Below are 19,499 nucleotides of genomic sequence, written 5' to 3'. Positions count from 1 at the left end.
GGGATATTATGCTTAAAATGGCCCCGAGTTAATTCATTTAGTTGTTGTAGAGCTTCACTTTTTCTGTGGAAATCTTTGCTTTTCAAGTCGATTAATTTGGACAATCACACCATCTTGAATAGTAATTTGCACTTCCCCAAATTCTAAATTTTGAATGGCCTTCGCAATTACTTCTAACTTCTTATCATCAATCTTTGACAGTTGAGACATACGATACACCCCTTCTTTTTTCATACTTTTGTGTATAAAAGAGATCTACGCATCAAGATGATTTGATGCCTCCCCTTATCTCTTCGATAACCCAGTTGGATTTAGCAACGATTAATCGAGTTACCAAGACTTCATTGGGCTTAGTCCCTCACACCTCACACGATAAGAGGATTACGTTTCTTGGAAATAATTCTATAATTCAGAAAACCCATTGTCAATATAAATATTACAAAACCTAGTCGAATACTATGAAATTAAGAAAAAAGGTACATTTTATTGCTATAAAATTTCTCAACATTCCATCTTAAAATCCTATTTTTCCTTAAAAGCAATAAAATAAATGTTAATACATGAAAAAAGCTGTGCAGAATTATATATTCTACACAGCTGCACATTATTCGTTTAACAAGTATTCCATTAACACTTTTGCAGTTTCTTGTTTACCAATGACTTTAATCGGTTGTCCTTGTGCAGGCACTATCCAATGTGGCTCTTGTCCGCCATACAGTGATTGCGAGCTATTAGCAACCATGAATTGCGCATTCGCTGTCTCCATACGAAGACGTGCACGGGACAGTAAAAACTCCTCATCATCCGTAGCCTCTAGCTTAAATCCTACTAACGTGACATTAGGTTGCCAACTCTTTATTTGCCCTAGCACTTTTGGCGCCTTTTTAAAATGAATCACAGGGGGCTCGTCCGATGGCATCTTCCCTGCACCTTCCATTAGATTCCCTGATTGATCGTACACTTTATCAATGACCCAATCTGAACCTGCCGCTGCCATAATCACGATGTCTACTTGTTCTTCCTGTACAGCATGGCGAACCTTGTCACCTAAATCTTCAATACCTTCAAAGCGTACTGTACGCATCTTATCTTGATTAATTGGAAGTTGCGCAAAATAGCCATGCATATAGATAACATCCGCTCCAGCTTCTAGTGCTGCTTCAGCCAAATAGCAGCCCATAGACCCCTTCGATAAATTCGTATGCCCTCGCACACGATCCCATTTTTCAAGTGTTCCCCCACTTGTAATGAGTACGGTTTTTCCTTGTAATGTCCCCACTCACACTCACCTTTTCTATTCAAACTAATAACTAATTGATATCCAATCTACATGTTCTATTTTAACGTAAAAAGCTTAAATAACCTATTTCTTATTTTGTTCTTTTAGCCACACGCTTAAAATTTCCGCAAACTTTTTCGTTACTGGTGAGGCTTGATGTTTCATTGCCAGTCCTATCGTACGATAACCACCTTGCTTTAGTGGGATAGCCCTTAATGAGGACGGTAGTCGGTTAATCACTAATCGAGGTAAAATGGTAATGCCTAAATCGTGTGAAATCATTGAAATAATTCCAACCTCCTCCGATAGCTCGAACCGAATATTCGGTTTTACATGGTACTGCTCTAAAATTACTTTTACATCATTAGTACCTCGATACGACGTCATTATAAAAGGCATGTCTTCTAGTTCAGTAATATCAATTTCTGATCGATTGTAAAGAGAGCTTTGATCGGAAACTATACATAAAAGTGGGTCTTGGACTAATTCGATAAATTGAAATTGCTCCGATTTTTGTCCATTTAAAAAACCAGCATCAACTTCTCCACTTTGTAGCCACTGTTCGATTTCATAATAATCGCCTTCACGTAACTCAACTTGAATACCTGGAAACTGATTGTCCATAATACGAATAATTTCTGGCATCCAGTTGGAAGAAATACTAGAAATAACACCGATTCGTAATTTCCCTCGGGTTACCCCTAAAATATGTGCCGCTTCTTGTTGTAATAATTCGTCCGCATCGAGTACATTTCGCATTGCCCGAAGCATTGTTTGACCCTCACTCGTTAATGTCACACCTGTACGACTTCGATGAATAAGGGCAAAGCCACATTCTTTTTCTAAGCTAGAAACAGCATGACTAACTGCCGATTGGGTTAATCCAAGTGCATCTGCAGCTTTCGTAAAGCTGGAAACTTCTGCAACTTTGTTTAAAATCTCATATTTGACTAAACTCATTCAAATTCCCTCATATATACATGAATTTTTTTAATATTACTCATTATAAACATTCGTTTTACTAATCACAATACAAGATATATAGTAAATTTTAGTATGAAACTGTTTTAGTACACAGAGATAGAAGGTGCATAATGAGTAATCAAGGGAAAGCAAATTTATTAATGGTCATAGTTACAATGTTTTGGGGATTGTCTTATACGTTTATGGTAATGGGACTTGAAACATTAGCTGTATTTAATGTAGTAGCATTACGCTGTATCATCGCATTTTTGGCAGCAGGCATTATTTTTTATAAACGTATGATAAAGGTTAACTTCAAAACTTTAAAATATGCAGCTATTCAAGGTTTGCTATTATTCATTGTGTTTGCACTTAGCTTATTTGGATTAGAGACAACTTCGGTTTCAAATGCAGGATTTATTTTAAGCCTTACAGTCGTCTTAGTACCCATTTTCAGTAGCTTTATTGAGAAAAAATTGCCATCAAAAGCAGTAAGTTTCGCAATTGTGAGCACGATGATTGGTATTACTGTTTTAACGGTTCAACATTCTTTTACATTTCAATTGGGCGATATATTAGTTGCAATCGCGGCATTATGTTATTCGATTTATTTACTGTTAAACGGTCATTTTACACGTAGTGTAGAATCGATTTCCTATGGCATTTACCAGCTCGGCTTTGCGGGAATGTATGCGCTTGTTTTAACACTACTATTTGAAACACCAACACTTCCGAATTCATCTACTTCCTGGATTGCGATTTTAGGACTTGGAATAATCTGTAGCGCGTTTTGCTTCGTTGGTCAAACTGTTGCACAACAGTACACCTCTGCTACACATACAGGGCTCATTTTCTCATTAGAACCTATTTTTGCAGCGATGTTTGCGATGATGTTCATCGGCGAAGGACTAACGGTAAAATTACTTATCGGTGGAAGCTTTATTTTAATTGGTAATCTTGTCGCACAATTTGAACAACTTCACATTCTACGATTTATGCGAAAACATGAACAAGAAAAAGTTATGCATTGAATTTTAAATATACGAAGGCTCTAGAAATATTCTAAATTTCTCAGAGTCTTTTCTTTTTTGTTAATAAAAAAGTAAAAAGTGAAATGGAGTGCATACCATTTCACTTTTTACTTTTTTTGCAAGCTAGTTAAACTCTAGCCACTTACATCTATAAATATCTTCTCATTTGTTCAGCTTCATTCATTTGCTCTTCAGCTTTTAATCGCTCTTCGCGTTGTTCAGGTGTCTCATCCACGATCGATTCAGGTGGCGTTACATGTGTATCAAATGGATCAAGTTGAGCGCGTTTTGAATCTGCGATTAGTGTAGACGTTGAAGGATTTACATCATCATGCTCCGCGTATAAAACGATCGCACCTTCCTCTACAAGTTGAGCGTAATACGCTGTTTGCCCCTCTGTCAAATCAAATCGTTTTAAACCTTCCGTAACAGCTGTTTCACCTGTAAACCATGATTTAATCTGGTCAAACCAGTTACCTGCCTCATGTGTTTTCACATCAACATTTGATTTTACATCATCAATTTCGTGTGCTTCTCTAGAAATAATATGAATTTCATCTGTGTTATAACCTTCCATGCGCATACATTTTAAAATATGAAACATCTCTTCTCTCGTATGTGCAACTTCAATTTTTGGGTTTTGTTCATTCATCATGTTCAATTCCTCCTAATTTTGTAAGGCTTACTATGTATGTACCCCCCACCTTTCACAAAAAACCCTTTTTATATATCCTTTATATAACTGTAATATTTGTCATAGCGTTTTGCCTTCTGTAGTGTTTTTGTCATATTTTTATTTATTGATATAAAAAAGCACTTGGAGCGATTCACTAGTCTCCAAGTGCAAATGTTAATTATGCATATTTTTTATCAAGAAAGGCTTTTAACATCCAAGTATGTTTTTCAAGGGAAAGATACATCGAATTTAGTAAATCTTCAGTACGATCGTCCCCTTCCAGTGCCGCTAGCTGCATAGCATTATTAATAGCCTGCATTTGTTTTTCGAAGTCTGAAACAATCGTTGCTACCATTTCATCAGCTGTTTCATTACCTGTTGCTTCTTGAACATGTGATAGCTCGAGATATTCTTTTAACGTGGCAACTGGCTCTCCACCTTTTGATAGAATACGTTCTGCCGTATCATCAAAGTTTATTGTAATTTCATTATATAATTCTTCAAATTTTGCATGGAGTGTAAAAAAGGCATTACCTGTTACATACCAATGATAGTTATGTAGTTTCGTATACAGTACTGACCAAGTTGCGACGAGTTTATTCAATTCCTTGTTTAAATCTTGTGGCATAATTACCCCTCCAAATTATAGTATTTTTAGATTTTTAGTATGCAACATTTCATCGAACCCTGTCAAGTATACAGATTAAATAGAATAAAAAATAAAAAAATTTTCTAGTTAAACTCCTAATACTCAATACACTATTAGTTTGGTGAATTTAATAAACAGAACGCCAAATAGTATTATTTTAAAATAGCGTCCTATTTTAGTGATGAAGAATTTGAAATGATTGGACATAATTTAAAATTGGTTTATTATAAATGGAGTGATTCGGAAGCAACTTTTATCGATTAACTTTCTGAAAATGATTTAGTTTAGTTTTAATATTCAATAAATAAAAGATATTTTTAAACTAGTAAACCACCTATCAATTTTATTTGATCGGTGGCTACTGTTTTTAAGTTATCGAATTGACAAATCACTCAATATCAAATTTGTATAACTGCTTACTATATGGAATATGTTTAATAAACTTGCCTAATTCAATATTAAAATAGCTTTCAATATCTTCTTTAAGTTTTTTCTCTAAAACTAAAAATTCATTAACAATATAATCTAAGTCAAAAACATTATAAACATTAGATTTTGCCCAAATGGATTTTAACCTAGCTTTATTAGAAAAAGGTATCAAAGAAATAATCGCTCCATCTTTATAATCATCATACTCTACTGAATAATAATGGAAATCCAACCTTTCAATTTCTTTGATACGTTCTTTCCACACATACAGAGACTTATAAAATTCTAAAAAAGCTAGTTCTTCTTCAAAATATAACGCTTCATTAATTTTAATTTTAAAGATAGCCTCTACTCCCAAGATTAACGAAACATTTCTCTTATCTTTATTAGAAATGGCATCTGATTCACTTAAAAATTCATATTCAAATTTTATTTTACTGGAAATGCCGTCCATATATTACCATCATATCCTATCACTATTCTTATTTTTGTTTCACCTTTTGTACCTATTTTTTTATTAAGATTTACGTCAAACTTAAATGATAATTTATCATTATAATTTATTTCAAAATCTGAAACCGAGGCTTTCTGTAATGCTTCTTTTATCCAACCTTTGGCAGTTGTCTGACTGTTAGTATTAAATTTTGCCCAATTGCTAGTACTACTACTCAAATGTTTATTTTTAACAATGAAATTGGGCAATTTTTTTATTGCATTACTTAGAGCATATTTTCCAAAAGCACTTATAAGTGCTTTTTCTCCATACTTTTTAATGGCCCATCTTGCACCTTGTTGAATAACAATAGCTAAAACTGGAATTGCTGATGCATTTGCATCAATTGTATTCATTAAGAATACCTCTTCAGTATCTTTATCTACAAGAAGTGCTTTGAAATTTTCTCCTTCGATTTCCACAAAGATTAAATCATACTCTCTGTCTTTTCCATTTTCTTTTAAATTAACAAACATCTCACCAGAATCAATGTTTATATGCATATATGAATAAAAATCAAAATATTCTGAAATCAAATGCGAACTTATTCCAATTTCATTCATTGAAAACTCTTCTACTTGCATTTCAAAATTTTTATTGCTAATGCCCAAGTCGTCTTCGACATTGATACGATAAACAGACTTACTATCTTCTGAAGATATTTCATTAACACTATAGTCTACATCCAAATCAATTTTTCTCGCATTTGCTTCAATAGAATCATCACTAAAATTGCTCGCAAGACCCATCGCTGAATATGTTATATTAAATACTAAAGCTACAACTAATAATTGGATTAAACATTTTTTCATTTCCTTTCCTCCAAAATATTTTTATTAAGCGTCAATAGCCCTTTTCCATATCCTTTGTCATTTCCTATATTCACAATATAATTGCCTATAACATCTAATAAATCTTTTTTCTCTTCAATATTTTCTTGTTTTAATATCGAAGCAATTATTCCAGTTGCATAGGCAGTCGCAAAAGAAGTTCCTGAAAACAACTCATAATCCCCATCTTTATTTGTTGATAAAATATCAACACCAGGAGCTGAATAATCCACTTTATCAATAGCAGAATATGAATCAATCTTTAAGTTTTCATCTAATGATGCTATAGAAAGTACCCCATCATATTTAGCCGGATAGTCAACTGAAATCCCCATAGTATTCCCTGCTGCAGCAATAATTATAATCCCACTTTTTATAGCCTCTTCAATAGCAATTTTTAAATCTTTACGATCATTGATAAAGCCAAAACTGATATTAATTATATCAACTTCATTTTTAATACTCCAATTAATCCCTTCTATCACTGTGTCTAATTTAGCTTCTCCGTTTTCATTAATTACTTTAACATCATAAATTATAGGATTAGCTAAAATCCCCTTTACTTTCCCTCCTTTAGCTGCAATAATTCCAGCTATAGCTGTACCATGTCCATAATCATCATGAACTTTTTCTTTCTTTTTAGAAATCGCATTATATTCTATAAAATCTACATCTTGTAAATCAGAATGCTCTTTATTTATGCCACTATCTAAAATAGCTATTTTTACTGGTATATCATATTCATTTTTATCAAAACCAACAATTTTTTCTGACCAGCTTAAATCAGAACTATTATTATCCAATTTGGCAAATAAAAAAATACAAAATAAAATAGGTAAAGAACCTAAAAAAACAAATTTTATTCTTTTAGATTTGAAAACATTCACCTCTTTCTACACATGAACTCTGCAAAAAAATATAATCAAAAAACACCAATAGTCTTTATGAATTTCTTAAAAGAACCTTCTATTTTCAAACTAGGAAATATTTTAACCGCATTATAATTATTTCACCTTTAAAAGTCAATACATTTTTAAGAATTATTTTTATTTTTATAAAATATGAGCTACATCTAAACTTTGAGAGATAATTTTTAAACAATAATCCTCTGGAAAATAAAAATACTCAAAACGCTAGAATACTAGCATTTTGAGCTTTAAATGATGAAAGTTTTATTGGCATTAACCTTAATCATAAATTTCCCACTGTGTCTACTCATCATCTAATATATTTTCCTTAGACCTTTTCATGGCAGCCTTCATTTGATTTTCACTACTTATTAATTGAAAGCTTACTTGCTTCATTAATCGCAAAATCCGTTTATGATTAAATTGTTTATTAAATTTCTGGTTCATATGCTGCTGAATTTTGCGATAGCCATAGTTCGCTTGTCCCTTTTCATGTAGCTCGCGTATTTCTTTTAAAATCTCGTCATTTTCCTGTTGTCTTGTCGTTGGTGTACGCTGTGTCCATTTATAGTAAGCAGAGCGTGCAATCCCTGCGAATTCACATAGTAGTGAGATGGACAAGTTGTCGTTGTGATGCAATGCTTGAACGGCCATATATTTATTAATTACATTACTTTCCTCCCCTCGAGCTCCTCTAGCTTTTTTAACAATGCATTTTCTGTACGTAGTCGTTCATTTTCATGTTCAAGTTGTTTTATTTCTACCTTGAATTGCTCTTCTACAGTTCGTTCATGTTCTTCTTTATTTCGCCCACGCTTATCTTTCAGCGATTGTTCGTCACCCGCCTCATATTTTTTTACCCACTGGTAAACTTGTTGGTACGATACTTGATACGTATTTGCTGTTAGTTGATAATTGTTGTCGTTCTTTAAACAAAATAAAACAATTTGAATTCGTTCATCTAAGGTCGTTTTTCTTCCCTTTGGCATAAGTGCTTTCCTTTCAGTTTATCCGTCATTTTTTCTATTATAATTGTTAATGGAATGAACGAGAACAACATATTCATTAATGCTTAAAATATAAAAAATACCCCCTTCGTCAGTTGAAGGGGGTATTTTCACTCTGTTTTGTTTCTATTCAAATGTTCCATTTCTTCCATGCTTTCTTCAGCCCTTAATCGATTTTCCCGCTGCTGAGGTGTCTCGACGTTATCAATCGTATCAATAAATGGTTCTGGTGCTGTCATGCGAGGCTCAAGCGGATTATGGCGATATGGGTTTCCCTCTTGGTCGACCGCTATTTCTAATGGGCCATCCGTATCTGCCTTCTCAGCAAATATAACAATGGAACCATGCTCTACAAGATCTGCATAATAGGCCGTCTGCCCCTCAGTTAAATGAAAACGCTTAATACCTTCCTTTACCGCTGATTCACCTGTAAACCATGATTTAAATTGATCAAACCAATTACCTGCCTCATGTGTTTTTACATCTGTTTCCCATTTAATGTCTTCAAATGGAGTAGAGTCTTTGGCAATAATATGGATATCATTTGTATGATAGCCTTGACTATACATATTTGTTAATATTGCTAGCATTTCCTCTTTCGAGTGTGCCACTTCAATATGTGGATTTTGTTCATTCATGCTGTTTATGTCCTCCTATTTTATGGCCCACTCAAGACACGTGCGTATCAGAGGAATTGCCTTTACCTTTTTTGTTCATAATTACTTAGTGATCTCATTTCATTTTTTATTCGTTAAGATATGCCTTTAACATCCAAGCATGTTTCTCAAGTGACTGATACATCGCATTTAGTAAATCTTCTGTACGATCGTCGCCCTCTTCAGCTGCTAGTTCCATTGCAGAATTTAAAGCCTTCATTAGCTTTTGAAAATCTGAAATAGTTGTTGCAACCATTTCTTCTGTTGTTTCTTTACCTGTTGCTTCATCAATATAAGAAAGTTCAAGGTGCTCTTTTAAAGTAGCAACTGGTTTTCCATCTTTTGAAAGAATACGTTCTGCGATCTCATCTAAATTTAATGTTGTTTCATTATATAACTCTTCAAATTTTGCGTGGAGTGTAAAAAATGAACTGCCCGTTACATACCAATGATAGTTATGCAATTTTGTATATAGTACAGACCATGTAGCTACCAGCTTATTTAATTGTTTGTTTAAATTTTGTGACATAATATCTCCTCCAATAATTCATATACTAGCCTTTAGTATGCGTTACATTGTGTATTGGCTATACCTCATATTTCCCCAATGACACATTTTCAAACATTTGATTTCACACATTGCATATTATTTTTCAAAGTTGACTGACTTTATGCATGAAAAGATAGCTTTTAATTTTTAAAACTTCTGTCTATAATTATTTCACTTTTCGAAATAGTTTCGTTATAATGGTATCACTTACGTTAAAAGGGGTGTTCTTACATGGAAGTATTACCATTACGCAAAGATGTTGCAATAGAGGAAACATGGAATTTACAAGATTTACTTGAAAATGATGCTGATTTTGAACCTGCATTAGCTCAGTTTGTTGAGGATGCAGTAAAATTTGAAAACACATATAAAGGTACAATTACAGATGCTCAAAAAGTAATTGATGTACTTACAGCTTATGAAGCATTACAAGTAGGGATTGTCCCAATCGGAACATATGCAAGTTTAAATATCCAGGCTGATCGTACGGATGAGGTCGCACAAATGCGTGCAGCGAAGTTTGGGACAGCAGTTGGTAAAATTAGCAGCTCCATTGCATTTGTACAAAGTGAATTGCTTGCATTGGATGAAGCCATCTTAGAGGAGGCTGCAGCATCAAGTACGCTTTATAATCGCTATATTACAGAGCTATTAAAGCAAAAGCCTCATCAATTGCATCCAGAAGTAGAAAAAACGCTCGCTGCATTAAGCTCTACGTTTGAAGCACCATATGAAATCTATAACACGACAAAGCTTGTGGATATGCATTTTGGAGAGTTCGAGGCAAATGGTAAGAAGCATCCGCTAAGCTATGTTTTATTCGAAAATGATTGGGAACTTGAAACCGATACAACTATACGTCATGCAGCTTTCAATGCATTTTCTAATAAACTCCGTGACTATCAGCATACGACGGCAAAAGTGTATAACACACATATCCAGCAAGAAAAAACGATTTCTGATTTACGTGGCTTCGACTCTGTTATTGACTACTTATTGTTTGACCAAGAGGTAGATCGTTCACTTTATAATCGTCAAATTGATCTTATTACAAAGGAACTTGCCCCACATATGCGTCGTTATGCTAAGCTTGTGCAAAATGCGCACGGTTTAGAAGAAATGACATTTGCTGATTTAAAAATAGCGCTTGATCCAAGCTATGATCCAAAATTAACAATGGCAGAAGCAAAAGATTATGTTGAAAAATCATTGGCTGTTATGGGTAAAGATTATGCGCAAATGATTGAAAGAGCGTTCAACGAGCGTTGGATTGATTACGCACCAAATAAGGGTAAATCTACAGGTGCATTTTGCTCAAGCCCGTACGGCAGTCATCCTTATATTTTAATGTCATGGAATGAACGTATGAATGAAGTATTTACGCTGACTCATGAGCTTGGTCACGCAGGCCATTTTGTCAATGCGCATGGACATCAATCTTATTTAAATAGTCGCCCTTCTCTATACTTTATTGAAGCACCATCTACAATGAATGAAATGTTGCTAGCAAACTATTTACTGACACATAATGACGATAAACGCTTCAAACGTTGGGTCATTTCAAACATCGTATCGAAAACGTATTATCACAACTTCGTTACGCATTTATTAGAAGCAGCATACCAGCGTAAAGTCTATGAATTAGTAGACGCAGGTGATTCTGTGAATGCAACTGTCTTAAACCAATTAAAACGTTCAGTTTTAGAAGAATTCTGGGGAGATACTGTTAATATTTCAGAAGGTGCAGAGCTTACGTGGATGCGCCAGCCTCATTACTATATGGGCTTATATCCATACACATATAGTGCTGGGCTAACAATCTCTACACAAGTATCACAACGTATTTTAAAAGAAGGCAGTACTGCAGTAGACGAATGGCTAACTGTTCTTCAAGCAGGTGGCACAAAATCCCCTGTTGAGCTTGCCCAAATGGCAGGCGTGGACGTAACAACAGACCAGCCGCTACGTGATACGATTGCTTACATTGGTCATTTAATAGATGAACTTGAAAGACTAACAGAAGAGATTGATGCTTAATAGATTCCATCTCTTTTCTTCACTTTTTAACGTTACCATCTACGCTCTCTTCTAAGGCGTAGATGGTTTTCATTTTTTAGTTCTAAGCGAGAAAACTCATACATATACTAGAATGAGGGCCCGCCCCATTAACTTTTTTGATATTTCAAAATAGATAATCATTTTTCTTCGTACAAAAGTACCGTTATTATTAAGAGTACGCAATTTATTTAGCAAAAATCGACTAACAATTTTCAAAGGAAGTGTTTCTAATTATGGTAAAACGTAATGATCCATGCCCATGCGGTAGCGGCAAAAAATACAAAAAATGTTGTGAAGGTAAACAGCAAGTTACAGTGGAAGCTGTAGCAATCGAAGAACTAGAGCGTGTATTACAAACATTTTATCTAGAATATCCAGAACGCAAAGATGTTCGAGCTTATATCGAGCATGTTGGTACATGGCAGCCTAAATTAGAGAGCGTACTTCAACGTGAGCTTATTGAAGCGATTGCGTTAGACGACTTCTTCTTCCATCAAGAGCCATCTATTTGGAAAGGTTACTTAAAGAAAACGAAGAAAAAAACGGTTAGACCTTCTACTTTAAAAGTGCTAGAAGGCTGGTCACAACCAACATTATTTATCGGTACAGTGACTGTTGTAGAGGAGAAATATTTCAAAGCTAGTCATGTCCTATCCAATGAAGAAATTTATATTCGTCGCGAAAATGATAAGCCAATTCCTGAGGGAATGCATGTCTTTGCGTTCATCCTGCCAGATGGCACAAAGCAAGAAGCACATTATTTAGCGGTGTCTACTCTTATATTCTTCCCACAAGACCATGAAAAGGTATTTGTGAAGTTAAAAGAAAACTTTGAGGCTTCTAACAAAAAAGTTCAAACCTTCTTAAAAGAAGATCATCTTTCATTCTGGGAGCTACTTGTATCAAATGGCTACAAGGGTGAAGAATTTACAAGCTTTGAGAACGGTGTGATTGCGCAAGTAAAGGAATTTCTTGAGCAAAATGAGCGTGAAACAGCACCAATGCTTGAACTATTAGAGGATTACTTAATCGAAGGACAACCATCTGCACGTAAAGAATCGGCAATCGCAGCAGGTGCCATTCGCTACGGTCAAGAAAAAGAGCTATTTGAATCGCTTTCTTTAACCGTTAAAGAAATTGCAGCGACTTTTGATATCTCGCCATCCTCTTTAACAAAATACTATCAAGATTTAAGCCAATACGCTGCAACTAAATAAAAAAAGAAAAAGTGTTAGATTGATCGCAGTCAATCTAACACTTTTTGCTTTTTTAATGCTAACGCTTGCTGCGTTTCCGAGCTTTATCGGCGATTTACTTAGTTCTATCGGCGATTTCTGCTTGTTTACCGTCGATTCATGGGCATCTATCGGCGATTCATAGACTTCTATCAGCGATTTGACATTCGCCACCTTTGCTCTTGTTTCTAAAACACCATATGCTTATAAATAGAAAAAAGCTACGTATGTTATCTGCATAGCAGAACACAAGGTAGCTTTTTCTATGGTAACCAACCAATACTATTATTTCCGAACATATTGTTATTTATGCAAGCAAGAAAGGAAATATGATTAATTACGTGCATAAATATTTCTTTTTAAGTATTTTTGTGAGATACTCCATATCTTTGGCTCCTATTTGCTATAAACTTTCATTAGCTCTTCACCAAGAAATTGTAGTCGCTCCCCTACTGTACATTCCTCAATACAAAAACGATGGGCTTCTGGTTTGCCCCGTTCTTTGCGTAGTTGCTTAATGACTAAGCAATCAGCACAGTACATATCATGTAGTTCATCAATATCTTTCATAACCGTCACTTTATCCATTAAGAACATTCGCCCCTTTCACGTCCAAATTTCATGTCTTTCTATTATGAAGCGAACGTTGTGTTCAAGCAACTATTTTGTTCATCCTTATTTAACAAAAATTGTTTGATAATTTGAAGGTTGTCAAACAGCACGATTGCGGTAAAATAAAATGGAAGTCTAATCACAAAGTAGGGATTTTCATGTTAGAGGTCTATATAGATGCGGCAAGTGCAGGTAATCCAGGTCCTAGCGGTATTGGCATTTTTATTAAAGGAGAAGGTCATCACGTTCAAATTAGTGAGTATATCGGTCAGACAAATAATCATATTGCAGAATTCACCGCGTTAGTACGCGGTCTAGAGGAAGCACAAAAGCTTGGTACAAGTATTGTCTCCGTCCGCTCCGATTCAAAGGTTGTCGTGGCATCTATAGAAAAAGAATATGTCAAAAACGAAGAGTTTAAACCTTTTCTTGAGCAAGCATTAAAACTGGCAAGCAACTTTGATTTATTTTTTATCAAATGGATACCAGACGGGCAAAATAAAGCAGCAGATGCATTGGCACGTAAGGCAATTATTAAGGAAAAAAATTAAAATAATAGTGGGACTGCTTAAGCAGTCCCCTGTTCGCTTAATTTTAACTCATTGTACGTTTCTAAAAGCCCTCTATACTCCTTCTTCACCTCTCTTTTAAATAACTCTATAGGAACTAGAAAACTCTGGTATTTATCCAATTGAATTTCATAAAAATGACCATTTTCTTGAATGGTAGTATCGAAATAAGGATAATTGTCTAAAAAACAATCCTATGGAGTCTTCCATCATAATGACTATCAAAAATATAGATTAAATCACACCACGTATCTAATAAATCTTCAGTTAATTGCTCTTCCCCAAAAATCACCACATCATTATAAATTAAGCTGACAAAGCCACATAAATAATCACCTTCGTTTTCTTCTAAAATCGTCTGTGCTTTTTCTACCGCTAAAGGATTGGTAATCGGGAAACTTTCAATTTTATAAACAGGAGCATATATATCTTCTTCCCCTATAAACGTTTCGATCTTTAGTTTATTCATACAAAGCACCACACTTCTTTGAAAATGAATCTTTTGTTAAAAACCTTAAATTACGGGAACTGCTCATTGGAAATAAGCAGTCCCACATCCACTAGTTTCATTTATCTTTATCATAGAGTAATTCGTTATATGTTTTTAAATGACTTTTATATAAACTTTCCTCCGAGAATATAAAGTTGCCATTTTTACAAAAGTCCATAAATTCAATAAAACCTTTTTTCACCTCATTTTTTAATGGCTCTATAGGCAATTGGAAGCTATGGGAACTATCAAGGTGAATTTGATAATGTTGATCAATTATTTCAATTTCAGCATCATAAGTTGCATTGTCCAAAAAGATGATATTATGAATACTACCATCATATCTGTGGTCCAAAATATAAACTAAATCACTCCACGTATCCAATAAATTTTCCGTTAATTGCTCTTCTCCAAAAATAACTACATCATTATATATTAAGCTTACAAACCCACATAAGTAATTCCCTTCATTTTCTTCCAAAATCCTTTGAGCCTTTTCAAAAGCTAAAAGATTCGTAATAGAAACTGCCTCAGTTATTCCTTCTGGAAAAGAGCTATCATATTGTCGACCAATAAATGTTTCAATCTTAAGATTGTTCATACGACACCTCACATTTATGAGTATTCCAAGAGAAATACAATGTGGGGACTGCTTGAATTTATCAAGCAGTCTCCTCTATATAATTTTGCCGTCTAAATTTACCTATCTTCAAGTCGAAGTAATTTTTCATAAGTGTCTAAAAGACCACGATAAGAACTATCTTCGGAAAACTCTAGTTTTTCATTTTTACAAAACTCCACAAATTTTAAAAATTCTTTCTTCACTTCTTTTTTGAATGGCTCTTTAGGCAACAGATAGCGCTGAGAACTATCAAGTTGAATTTCATAAAATTGATCAATTTCTTGAATTGTAGTATAATAATAGGGATAATTATCCAAAAAATTTATCTCCTCTTTGCTCCCATCATATCTACTATCTAAAATATTACTTAAACTACTCCACGTATCTAATAAACTTTCCGTTATTTGCTCTTCGCCAAAAATAACCACATGATTATAAATCAGACTCACAAAGCCACATAAGTAATCACCTTCATTTTCTTCTAAAATCTTCTGTGCCTTTTCCAAAGCTAATGGATTGGTAATAGAAAAACTTTCGATTTTATAAACAGGAGCAGTTATATCTTCTTCCCTTATAAATGTTTCAATCTTTAGTTTACTCATACAAAGCACCACACTTTTTTGAAAATGAGTCTTAGATTAAAGGTTAAATTTGGGGACTGCTCGATAAATTCAAGCAGTCTCCAGTCTATAATTTTACCTTCTAAATAATTATCTTTCCTCTTGTTCAAGTAATTCATCATACGTTTCTAAAATTCCCCGATATAAACTTTCTTCCGCAAACTGTAGTTTTTCATTTTTACAAAACTCCGCAAATTTTAGAAATTCTTTCTTCACTTCATTTCGAAATGGTTCTATAGGGACGAGAAAACACTGGTGGTTTAGTTTAATTTCATAAAACTTGTCAACTTCTTTAACAAATGCATTTCCTCTATAATTATCTAAAAAAGTAATATCACTACTTCTTCCGTCATATCTGTTGTTTAAAATATAGATTAAATCACACCACGTATCTAATAAATCCTCCGTTAATTGCTTTTCTCCAAAAATAACCACATCATTATATATCAAGCTAACAAAGCCACATAAGTAATCGCCCTCGTTTTCTTCTAATATCTTCTGTGCCTTTTCCACTGCTAATGGATTGGTAATAGAAAAACTTTCGATTTTATAAACAGGAGCATTTAAATCTTCTTCCCCTATAAATGTTTCGATTTTTAGTTTATTCATACAAAGCACCACACTTTATCTTTATTTTCCAACTGGAAAAGCTGAATTTACATGACCATATTTATTAAGCCTAACTTCATATTCAATTCCATTAACTTTTGCTCGCACATTTATACCTTGAATATCATTTAATCTTCTAGATATCGCAGATTTATTATTATTAATTACTCTTGTGACAATATTTTTAATATCATTAACCGATAAATCTGGATCAAAAAACGTCTTTCCTTCATTTCCAGTCCAATAATTTGGATGATGATTTTCTAAAATATGTCTCATTTTAGCTTTCGTAAAGTAAACCTTTTTACCACCGCCTACATCCAAAGTGATATCTGTAAAGTTGGCTACAGCTTTTTTCGCTGCATCTTTTGACTTGCTGTAAAATGAGCGTTTGCCAATTTGCAGGATTTTCTTAGTCCCGATTTTTGTTACTGTATAATGAATAATCGCACTACCGATTCTGTATACAATGGCATGTATTATCGATGCCTCTAACCTTGCAGGATTGGCTTCATACGTTTCATACGTTTCTAAATCCGTAAAGATTGTACTGTAATGGTCATCTTCTAGTTGTTGCATCGTCACACGATAATGGTTTTGCTCTACAATGCCGTTTTCTTCGATAACACTATCGATGAATATTTCTTCGCTTTCACTATTAAACTTGATGTCTAAATCCGCTTTCAAAGTCTCAGACTCAAAAGTTATTTGGACAAGTAATTCACTATTATATATTTCAATATTCCGAATATTTATCGTGCTATCGTCTGAATAAACAAGATTTTTATTTAATTCATCGTATAGTTCTTGTTGGTATTCTTCTGGATTAACGTCATGTAAATTATCTATAGAAACCATCACAATAGGCTCATCAGACACTACATCATATTCCTGTGCAGCAATCAAATTGGGCCCAATATTTGCAAATAGCAACCCTGCAATAATAATAGATATGAAGTGTTTTTTCCATTTCATCGTTTCATTTCCCCTTTATTATTGTATAAATATTGTACCTTTGCCATATTCAGCTTCATTCCAAAAATCTTTTGTCATAGTATATTGTTGTATATATGAGTTAAAATCTCTTGTCTCAACTTCTTTATATATTTCTTTCAATTGAATAAATAGATGTGTTGCATAGGCAGCTGCAAAAGAGGTTCCTGTAAAGACAGATGCTTGTCCATGATGATTAATACTTTGTACATCCTCCCCCTTAAAAACATAATCAATTTTTCCAATAGCTGAAAAAGAGGATCGTTTATTTTTTTCATTCATTGAACCAATGGAAAGTACACCATCCAATTTTGCTGGGTAGTCGGTTGCTAAGCCATATGTATTGCCAGCGGCGGCGACAATGGTAATCCCTTGCTCTATTGCTTGTTCAATAATAGATTCTAGTTGAGCATTTTGCGTTTGAAAGCCAAAACTAATATTCATAAAATCTACCTTTTTATCCATACACCATTTAATAGCTTCTATTAAATGCTCAATTGAACCATTGCCTTTTTCATCTAACAATTTAATATCATATATTTTTAACTTTCTACCAATTGGAGCATCACCTTCCCCTATAATAATTCCCGCGACTGGCGTACCATGATTAAAATCATCAACAATCTTTTCCCCAGGATCAATTAGATTGACTTCTTCAAATGCAACGCCTTGAAAGAAATCCAACTCTTTATTAATACCACTATCCAGTACAGCTACTTTTATATATTGGTTATCACTTTTAATTACCAATTGTCCGAAGGCAACATTACAAAGGAAGAAAATAATCAGTGACAAAAAGACTCCCATTTTTTTATTGATAGCGTTCACCACCTTACTATGTAGTTGTTAAAATTAATTCCAACATGGATGGGCTCTCTCACTGTAAAGAGAGTTATTCTAAAGGCTTTTTCGAAGTTAAGGGATGGTCATGTTGGAAAATTAAAATAGATTTATGTATATAAATCCTTTTAGTTCTCTACAAGACAATTGAAGTTTATCAAGAGAAGATTTTTTTAACATTATTCTAAATTCTCACTATAAAAAGTGTCAATAATTTTATGTAGATTTTCTTGCAAATTTTATGTAATGGCGATTGCTATTAGTTTAGTGGCGTTTCTTAAGGTTTTCGTGGCGATTCTAGAAGGGTCATCCTAGTGTTAATATGTGCCCGCGGAAAGCGTCAACCTGTAGCGGAAATCAACGGCAGTATGTATCGCTATAAAAAAAGACATCGTGAAGTAACTCGATGCCTTCTATTTTTGTATTTTTTTGAAGCTTAACGTTTATCATAGTTGATTGGAGCGAAAGGTGGCGACTCCTGCGGGAACGCACAATACGTAAGACGCAACAATCCGCGCGTAGCGAGGGTTGTGGCTTACGGTGTGCCCGCGGAAAGCGTCCACCTGTAGCGGAAATCAACGGCAGTATTGATCTCTATAAGAAAAGCCATCTCAAATGAGATAGCTTCTAAATTATTTCAAATTCCTTTGTAAAAATGCTTTTGTCCGCTCATGCTGTGGATTAGTGAAGAAAGCTTCTGGATGGTTTGCCTCGATAATGTCGCCGCCATCCATAAAGACAACCTTGTTTGCGACTTCGCGTGCAAAGCCCATTTCGTGCGTTACAACGATCATTGTCATATGATCTTCTGCTAAATCCTTCATTACCTTTAATACTTCACCTGTCAGTTCTGGATCGAGTGCGGAAGTTGGCTCATCAAATAATAGTATTTGTGGATTCATCATGAGTGCTCGCGCTATGGCAACTCGTTGTTTTTGCCCACCAGATAAATTCGCTGGGTACGCATTCGCTTTGTCCGCAAGCCCGATTTTTTGCAGTAAATCTTGACAGCGACGTGCAATAGCATCTGATGACTCTGTTTTTAGTAAGCCTGGTGCTATTTCAAGATTTTGCTGTACTGTTAAATGTGGGAATAGGTTAAAATGCTGAAATACCATACCCATTTTTGCCGTAATTTTTTTAATATCCTGTTGCTTGGCATATGCACCGTCTTTGACTAAATAGTCACCATCGACAGAAATGCTTCCCCCATTGATTTCTTCTAAATGAATTAAGCTTCGAAGCATGGTACTTTTACCAGATCCCGAAGGACCAATAACAGCTACGACATCGTTTTTTTCTATATTAAATGTGATCGTCTTTAGCACCTCTAACTCGCCAAAGGATTTCTTCAAATTCGATACTTCAAGCAGTGCCATT

Annotated in this window: 24 protein-coding genes; 4 read left to right on the top strand and 20 right to left on the bottom strand. The window is 34.3% G+C overall.

Annotated features, from left to right (window positions below; all coding sequences use genetic code 11):
- Nucleotides 1–54: 54 nt before the first annotated feature.
- The 3 genes from FH508_RS09270 to FH508_RS09260 form a co-directional block, all read right to left on the bottom strand.
- Complete coding sequence (locus FH508_RS09270; protein WP_080653350.1) at nucleotides 55–210, bottom strand: YezD family protein; 156 nt, start codon at nucleotides 208–210, stop codon at nucleotides 55–57.
- Nucleotides 211–604: 394 nt separating this feature from the next.
- Nucleotides 605–1,279 (bottom strand): phosphopantothenoylcysteine decarboxylase domain-containing protein, encoded by a 675-nt coding sequence (locus FH508_RS09265; RefSeq protein ID WP_172771050.1) that lies wholly within the window; start codon nucleotides 1,277–1,279, stop codon nucleotides 605–607.
- Nucleotides 1,280–1,363: 84 nt separating this feature from the next.
- Nucleotides 1,364–2,239 (bottom strand): LysR family transcriptional regulator, encoded by an 876-nt coding sequence (locus FH508_RS09260; RefSeq protein WP_172771049.1) that lies wholly within the window; start codon nucleotides 2,237–2,239, stop codon nucleotides 1,364–1,366.
- A gap of 134 nt (nucleotides 2,240–2,373) precedes the next feature.
- Here FH508_RS09260 and FH508_RS09255 point away from each other — a divergent pair, with 134 nt between their 5' ends.
- The gene (locus tag FH508_RS09255) at nucleotides 2,374–3,273 is read left to right on the top strand and encodes a DMT family transporter (protein ID WP_172771048.1); all 900 of its coding nucleotides are present in this window, start codon (nucleotides 2,374–2,376) and stop codon (nucleotides 3,271–3,273) included.
- Between the two features lie 148 nt (nucleotides 3,274–3,421).
- On the opposite strand, the gene FH508_RS09250 is transcribed toward FH508_RS09255, so the two are convergent.
- The 9 genes from FH508_RS09250 to FH508_RS09210 form a co-directional block, all read right to left on the bottom strand.
- Entirely contained in the window at nucleotides 3,422–3,928 is a 507-nt protein-coding gene (locus FH508_RS09250) for a general stress protein (protein WP_172771047.1), read from the bottom strand.
- A gap of 199 nt (nucleotides 3,929–4,127) precedes the next feature.
- Entirely contained in the window at nucleotides 4,128–4,577 is a 450-nt protein-coding gene (locus FH508_RS09245) for a Dps family protein (RefSeq protein WP_172771046.1), read from the bottom strand.
- Nucleotides 4,578–4,986: 409 nt separating this feature from the next.
- The gene (locus FH508_RS09240; protein ID WP_172771045.1) at nucleotides 4,987–5,481 is read right to left on the bottom strand and encodes a DUF7878 domain-containing protein; all 495 of its coding nucleotides are present in this window, start codon (nucleotides 5,479–5,481) and stop codon (nucleotides 4,987–4,989) included.
- Nucleotides 5,457–6,332: an SAR2788 family putative toxin gene (locus tag FH508_RS09235; RefSeq protein WP_172771044.1), complete on the bottom strand. Its 876-nt coding sequence runs from the start codon at nucleotides 6,330–6,332 to the stop codon at nucleotides 5,457–5,459. The genes FH508_RS09240 and FH508_RS09235 overlap by 25 nt, the downstream gene beginning before the upstream one ends.
- Nucleotides 6,329–7,237 carry a S8 family peptidase gene (locus tag FH508_RS09230; RefSeq protein WP_172771043.1) on the bottom strand — a complete coding sequence of 303 codons (909 nt, stop codon included), beginning with the start codon at nucleotides 7,235–7,237 and terminating at the stop codon, nucleotides 6,329–6,331. Before FH508_RS09230 ends, FH508_RS09235 begins: the two co-directional genes overlap by 4 nt.
- A gap of 324 nt (nucleotides 7,238–7,561) precedes the next feature.
- Nucleotides 7,562–7,912: an IS3 family transposase gene (locus tag FH508_RS09225; RefSeq protein WP_172771042.1), complete on the bottom strand. Its 351-nt coding sequence runs from the start codon at nucleotides 7,910–7,912 to the stop codon at nucleotides 7,562–7,564.
- An 11-nt stretch (nucleotides 7,913–7,923) separates the two neighbouring features.
- Complete coding sequence (locus tag FH508_RS09220; RefSeq protein ID WP_172771041.1) at nucleotides 7,924–8,247, bottom strand: helix-turn-helix domain-containing protein; 324 nt, start codon at nucleotides 8,245–8,247, stop codon at nucleotides 7,924–7,926.
- 128 nt (nucleotides 8,248–8,375) lie between these two features.
- A complete protein-coding gene (locus tag FH508_RS09215; RefSeq protein WP_172771040.1) occupies nucleotides 8,376–8,903 on the bottom strand; it encodes a general stress protein in 528 nt (175 codons plus the stop codon).
- Nucleotides 8,904–9,009: 106 nt separating this feature from the next.
- Nucleotides 9,010–9,450 (bottom strand): Dps family protein, encoded by a 441-nt coding sequence (locus tag FH508_RS09210; RefSeq protein WP_172771039.1) that lies wholly within the window; start codon nucleotides 9,448–9,450, stop codon nucleotides 9,010–9,012.
- A 252-nt stretch (nucleotides 9,451–9,702) separates the two neighbouring features.
- Here FH508_RS09210 and pepF point away from each other — a divergent pair, with 252 nt between their 5' ends.
- A complete protein-coding gene (gene pepF, locus FH508_RS09205) occupies nucleotides 9,703–11,508 on the top strand; it encodes an oligoendopeptidase F (RefSeq protein ID WP_172771038.1) in 1,806 nt (601 codons plus the stop codon).
- Nucleotides 11,509–11,762: 254 nt separating this feature from the next.
- Nucleotides 11,763–12,746 carry an SEC-C domain-containing protein gene (locus FH508_RS09200; protein ID WP_172771037.1) on the top strand — a complete coding sequence of 328 codons (984 nt, stop codon included), beginning with the start codon at nucleotides 11,763–11,765 and terminating at the stop codon, nucleotides 12,744–12,746.
- A 414-nt stretch (nucleotides 12,747–13,160) separates the two neighbouring features.
- On the opposite strand, the gene FH508_RS09195 is transcribed toward FH508_RS09200, so the two are convergent.
- Nucleotides 13,161–13,352: a zinc-finger domain-containing protein gene (locus FH508_RS09195; RefSeq protein WP_172771035.1), complete on the bottom strand. Its 192-nt coding sequence runs from the start codon at nucleotides 13,350–13,352 to the stop codon at nucleotides 13,161–13,163.
- Nucleotides 13,353–13,534: 182 nt separating this feature from the next.
- Between FH508_RS09195 and FH508_RS09190 the strand changes: the two genes are divergently transcribed.
- Nucleotides 13,535–13,927: a ribonuclease HI family protein gene (locus FH508_RS09190; RefSeq protein WP_172771034.1), complete on the top strand. Its 393-nt coding sequence runs from the start codon at nucleotides 13,535–13,537 to the stop codon at nucleotides 13,925–13,927.
- Nucleotides 13,928–14,126: 199 nt separating this feature from the next.
- On the opposite strand, the gene FH508_RS09185 is transcribed toward FH508_RS09190, so the two are convergent.
- The 7 genes from FH508_RS09185 to FH508_RS09155 form a co-directional block, all read right to left on the bottom strand.
- A complete protein-coding gene (locus FH508_RS09185) occupies nucleotides 14,127–14,414 on the bottom strand; it encodes a hypothetical protein (RefSeq protein ID WP_172771033.1) in 288 nt (95 codons plus the stop codon).
- Between the two features lie 97 nt (nucleotides 14,415–14,511).
- Nucleotides 14,512–15,036, bottom strand: a complete 525-nt coding sequence (locus FH508_RS09180; protein WP_172771032.1) for a hypothetical protein — start codon at nucleotides 15,034–15,036, stop codon at nucleotides 14,512–14,514.
- A gap of 98 nt (nucleotides 15,037–15,134) precedes the next feature.
- The gene (locus FH508_RS09175; protein WP_172771031.1) at nucleotides 15,135–15,659 is read right to left on the bottom strand and encodes a hypothetical protein; all 525 of its coding nucleotides are present in this window, start codon (nucleotides 15,657–15,659) and stop codon (nucleotides 15,135–15,137) included.
- A gap of 108 nt (nucleotides 15,660–15,767) precedes the next feature.
- Nucleotides 15,768–16,286 (bottom strand): hypothetical protein, encoded by a 519-nt coding sequence (locus tag FH508_RS09170; RefSeq protein WP_172771030.1) that lies wholly within the window; start codon nucleotides 16,284–16,286, stop codon nucleotides 15,768–15,770.
- A gap of 21 nt (nucleotides 16,287–16,307) precedes the next feature.
- Nucleotides 16,308–17,261: an SAR2788 family putative toxin gene (locus FH508_RS09165; protein ID WP_172771029.1), complete on the bottom strand. Its 954-nt coding sequence runs from the start codon at nucleotides 17,259–17,261 to the stop codon at nucleotides 16,308–16,310.
- A gap of 18 nt (nucleotides 17,262–17,279) precedes the next feature.
- Entirely contained in the window at nucleotides 17,280–18,074 is a 795-nt protein-coding gene (locus tag FH508_RS09160; RefSeq protein ID WP_172771028.1) for a S8 family peptidase, read from the bottom strand.
- Between the two features lie 677 nt (nucleotides 18,075–18,751).
- Nucleotides 18,752–19,498, bottom strand: coding sequence for an amino acid ABC transporter ATP-binding protein (locus tag FH508_RS09155; protein WP_305068713.1), 747 nt, complete (start codon nucleotides 19,496–19,498; stop codon nucleotides 18,752–18,754).
- Nucleotide 19,499: the final 1 nt, after the last annotated feature.

This window comes from Lysinibacillus sp. CD3-6 (genome assembly GCF_006351725.2).
Taxonomy (GTDB): Bacteria; Bacillota; Bacilli; order Bacillales_A; family Planococcaceae; genus Lysinibacillus.
This window is presented reverse-complemented; position numbering and strand designations above follow the sequence as displayed.

Coding starts and splice junctions, on each gene's coding strand:
- FH508_RS09270 (WP_080653350.1), bottom strand. CDS start 210: ATGTCTCAACTGTCAAAGATTGATGATAAGAAGTTAGAAGTAATTGCG.
- FH508_RS09260 (WP_172771049.1), bottom strand. CDS start 2,239: ATGAGTTTAGTCAAATATGAGATTTTAAACAAAGTTGCAGAAGTTTCC.
- FH508_RS09255 (WP_172771048.1), top strand. CDS start 2,374: ATGAGTAATCAAGGGAAAGCAAATTTATTAATGGTCATAGTTACAATG.
- FH508_RS09250 (WP_172771047.1), bottom strand. CDS start 3,928: ATGATGAATGAACAAAACCCAAAAATTGAAGTTGCACATACGAGAGAA.
- FH508_RS09245 (WP_172771046.1), bottom strand. CDS start 4,577: ATGCCACAAGATTTAAACAAGGAATTGAATAAACTCGTCGCAACTTGG.
- FH508_RS09240 (WP_172771045.1), bottom strand. CDS start 5,481: ATGGACGGCATTTCCAGTAAAATAAAATTTGAATATGAATTTTTAAGT.
- FH508_RS09235 (WP_172771044.1), bottom strand. CDS start 6,332: ATGAAAAAATGTTTAATCCAATTATTAGTTGTAGCTTTAGTATTTAAT.
- FH508_RS09225 (WP_172771042.1), bottom strand. CDS start 7,912: ATGGCCGTTCAAGCATTGCATCACAACGACAACTTGTCCATCTCACTA.
- FH508_RS09220 (WP_172771041.1), bottom strand. CDS start 8,247: ATGCCAAAGGGAAGAAAAACGACCTTAGATGAACGAATTCAAATTGTT.
- FH508_RS09215 (WP_172771040.1), bottom strand. CDS start 8,903: ATGAATGAACAAAATCCACATATTGAAGTGGCACACTCGAAAGAGGAA.
- FH508_RS09210 (WP_172771039.1), bottom strand. CDS start 9,450: ATGTCACAAAATTTAAACAAACAATTAAATAAGCTGGTAGCTACATGG.
- pepF (WP_172771038.1), top strand. CDS start 9,703: ATGGAAGTATTACCATTACGCAAAGATGTTGCAATAGAGGAAACATGG.
- FH508_RS09200 (WP_172771037.1), top strand. CDS start 11,763: ATGGTAAAACGTAATGATCCATGCCCATGCGGTAGCGGCAAAAAATAC.
- FH508_RS09195 (WP_172771035.1), bottom strand. CDS start 13,352: ATGGATAAAGTGACGGTTATGAAAGATATTGATGAACTACATGATATG.
- FH508_RS09190 (WP_172771034.1), top strand. CDS start 13,535: ATGTTAGAGGTCTATATAGATGCGGCAAGTGCAGGTAATCCAGGTCCT.
- FH508_RS09185 (WP_172771033.1), bottom strand. CDS start 14,414: ATGAATAAACTAAAGATCGAAACGTTTATAGGGGAAGAAGATATATAT.
- FH508_RS09180 (WP_172771032.1), bottom strand. CDS start 15,036: ATGAACAATCTTAAGATTGAAACATTTATTGGTCGACAATATGATAGC.
- FH508_RS09175 (WP_172771031.1), bottom strand. CDS start 15,659: ATGAGTAAACTAAAGATTGAAACATTTATAAGGGAAGAAGATATAACT.
- FH508_RS09170 (WP_172771030.1), bottom strand. CDS start 16,286: ATGAATAAACTAAAAATCGAAACATTTATAGGGGAAGAAGATTTAAAT.
- FH508_RS09165 (WP_172771029.1), bottom strand. CDS start 17,261: ATGAAATGGAAAAAACACTTCATATCTATTATTATTGCAGGGTTGCTA.
- FH508_RS09155 (WP_305068713.1), bottom strand. CDS start 19,498: ATGGCACTGCTTGAAGTATCGAATTTGAAGAAATCCTTTGGCGAGTTA.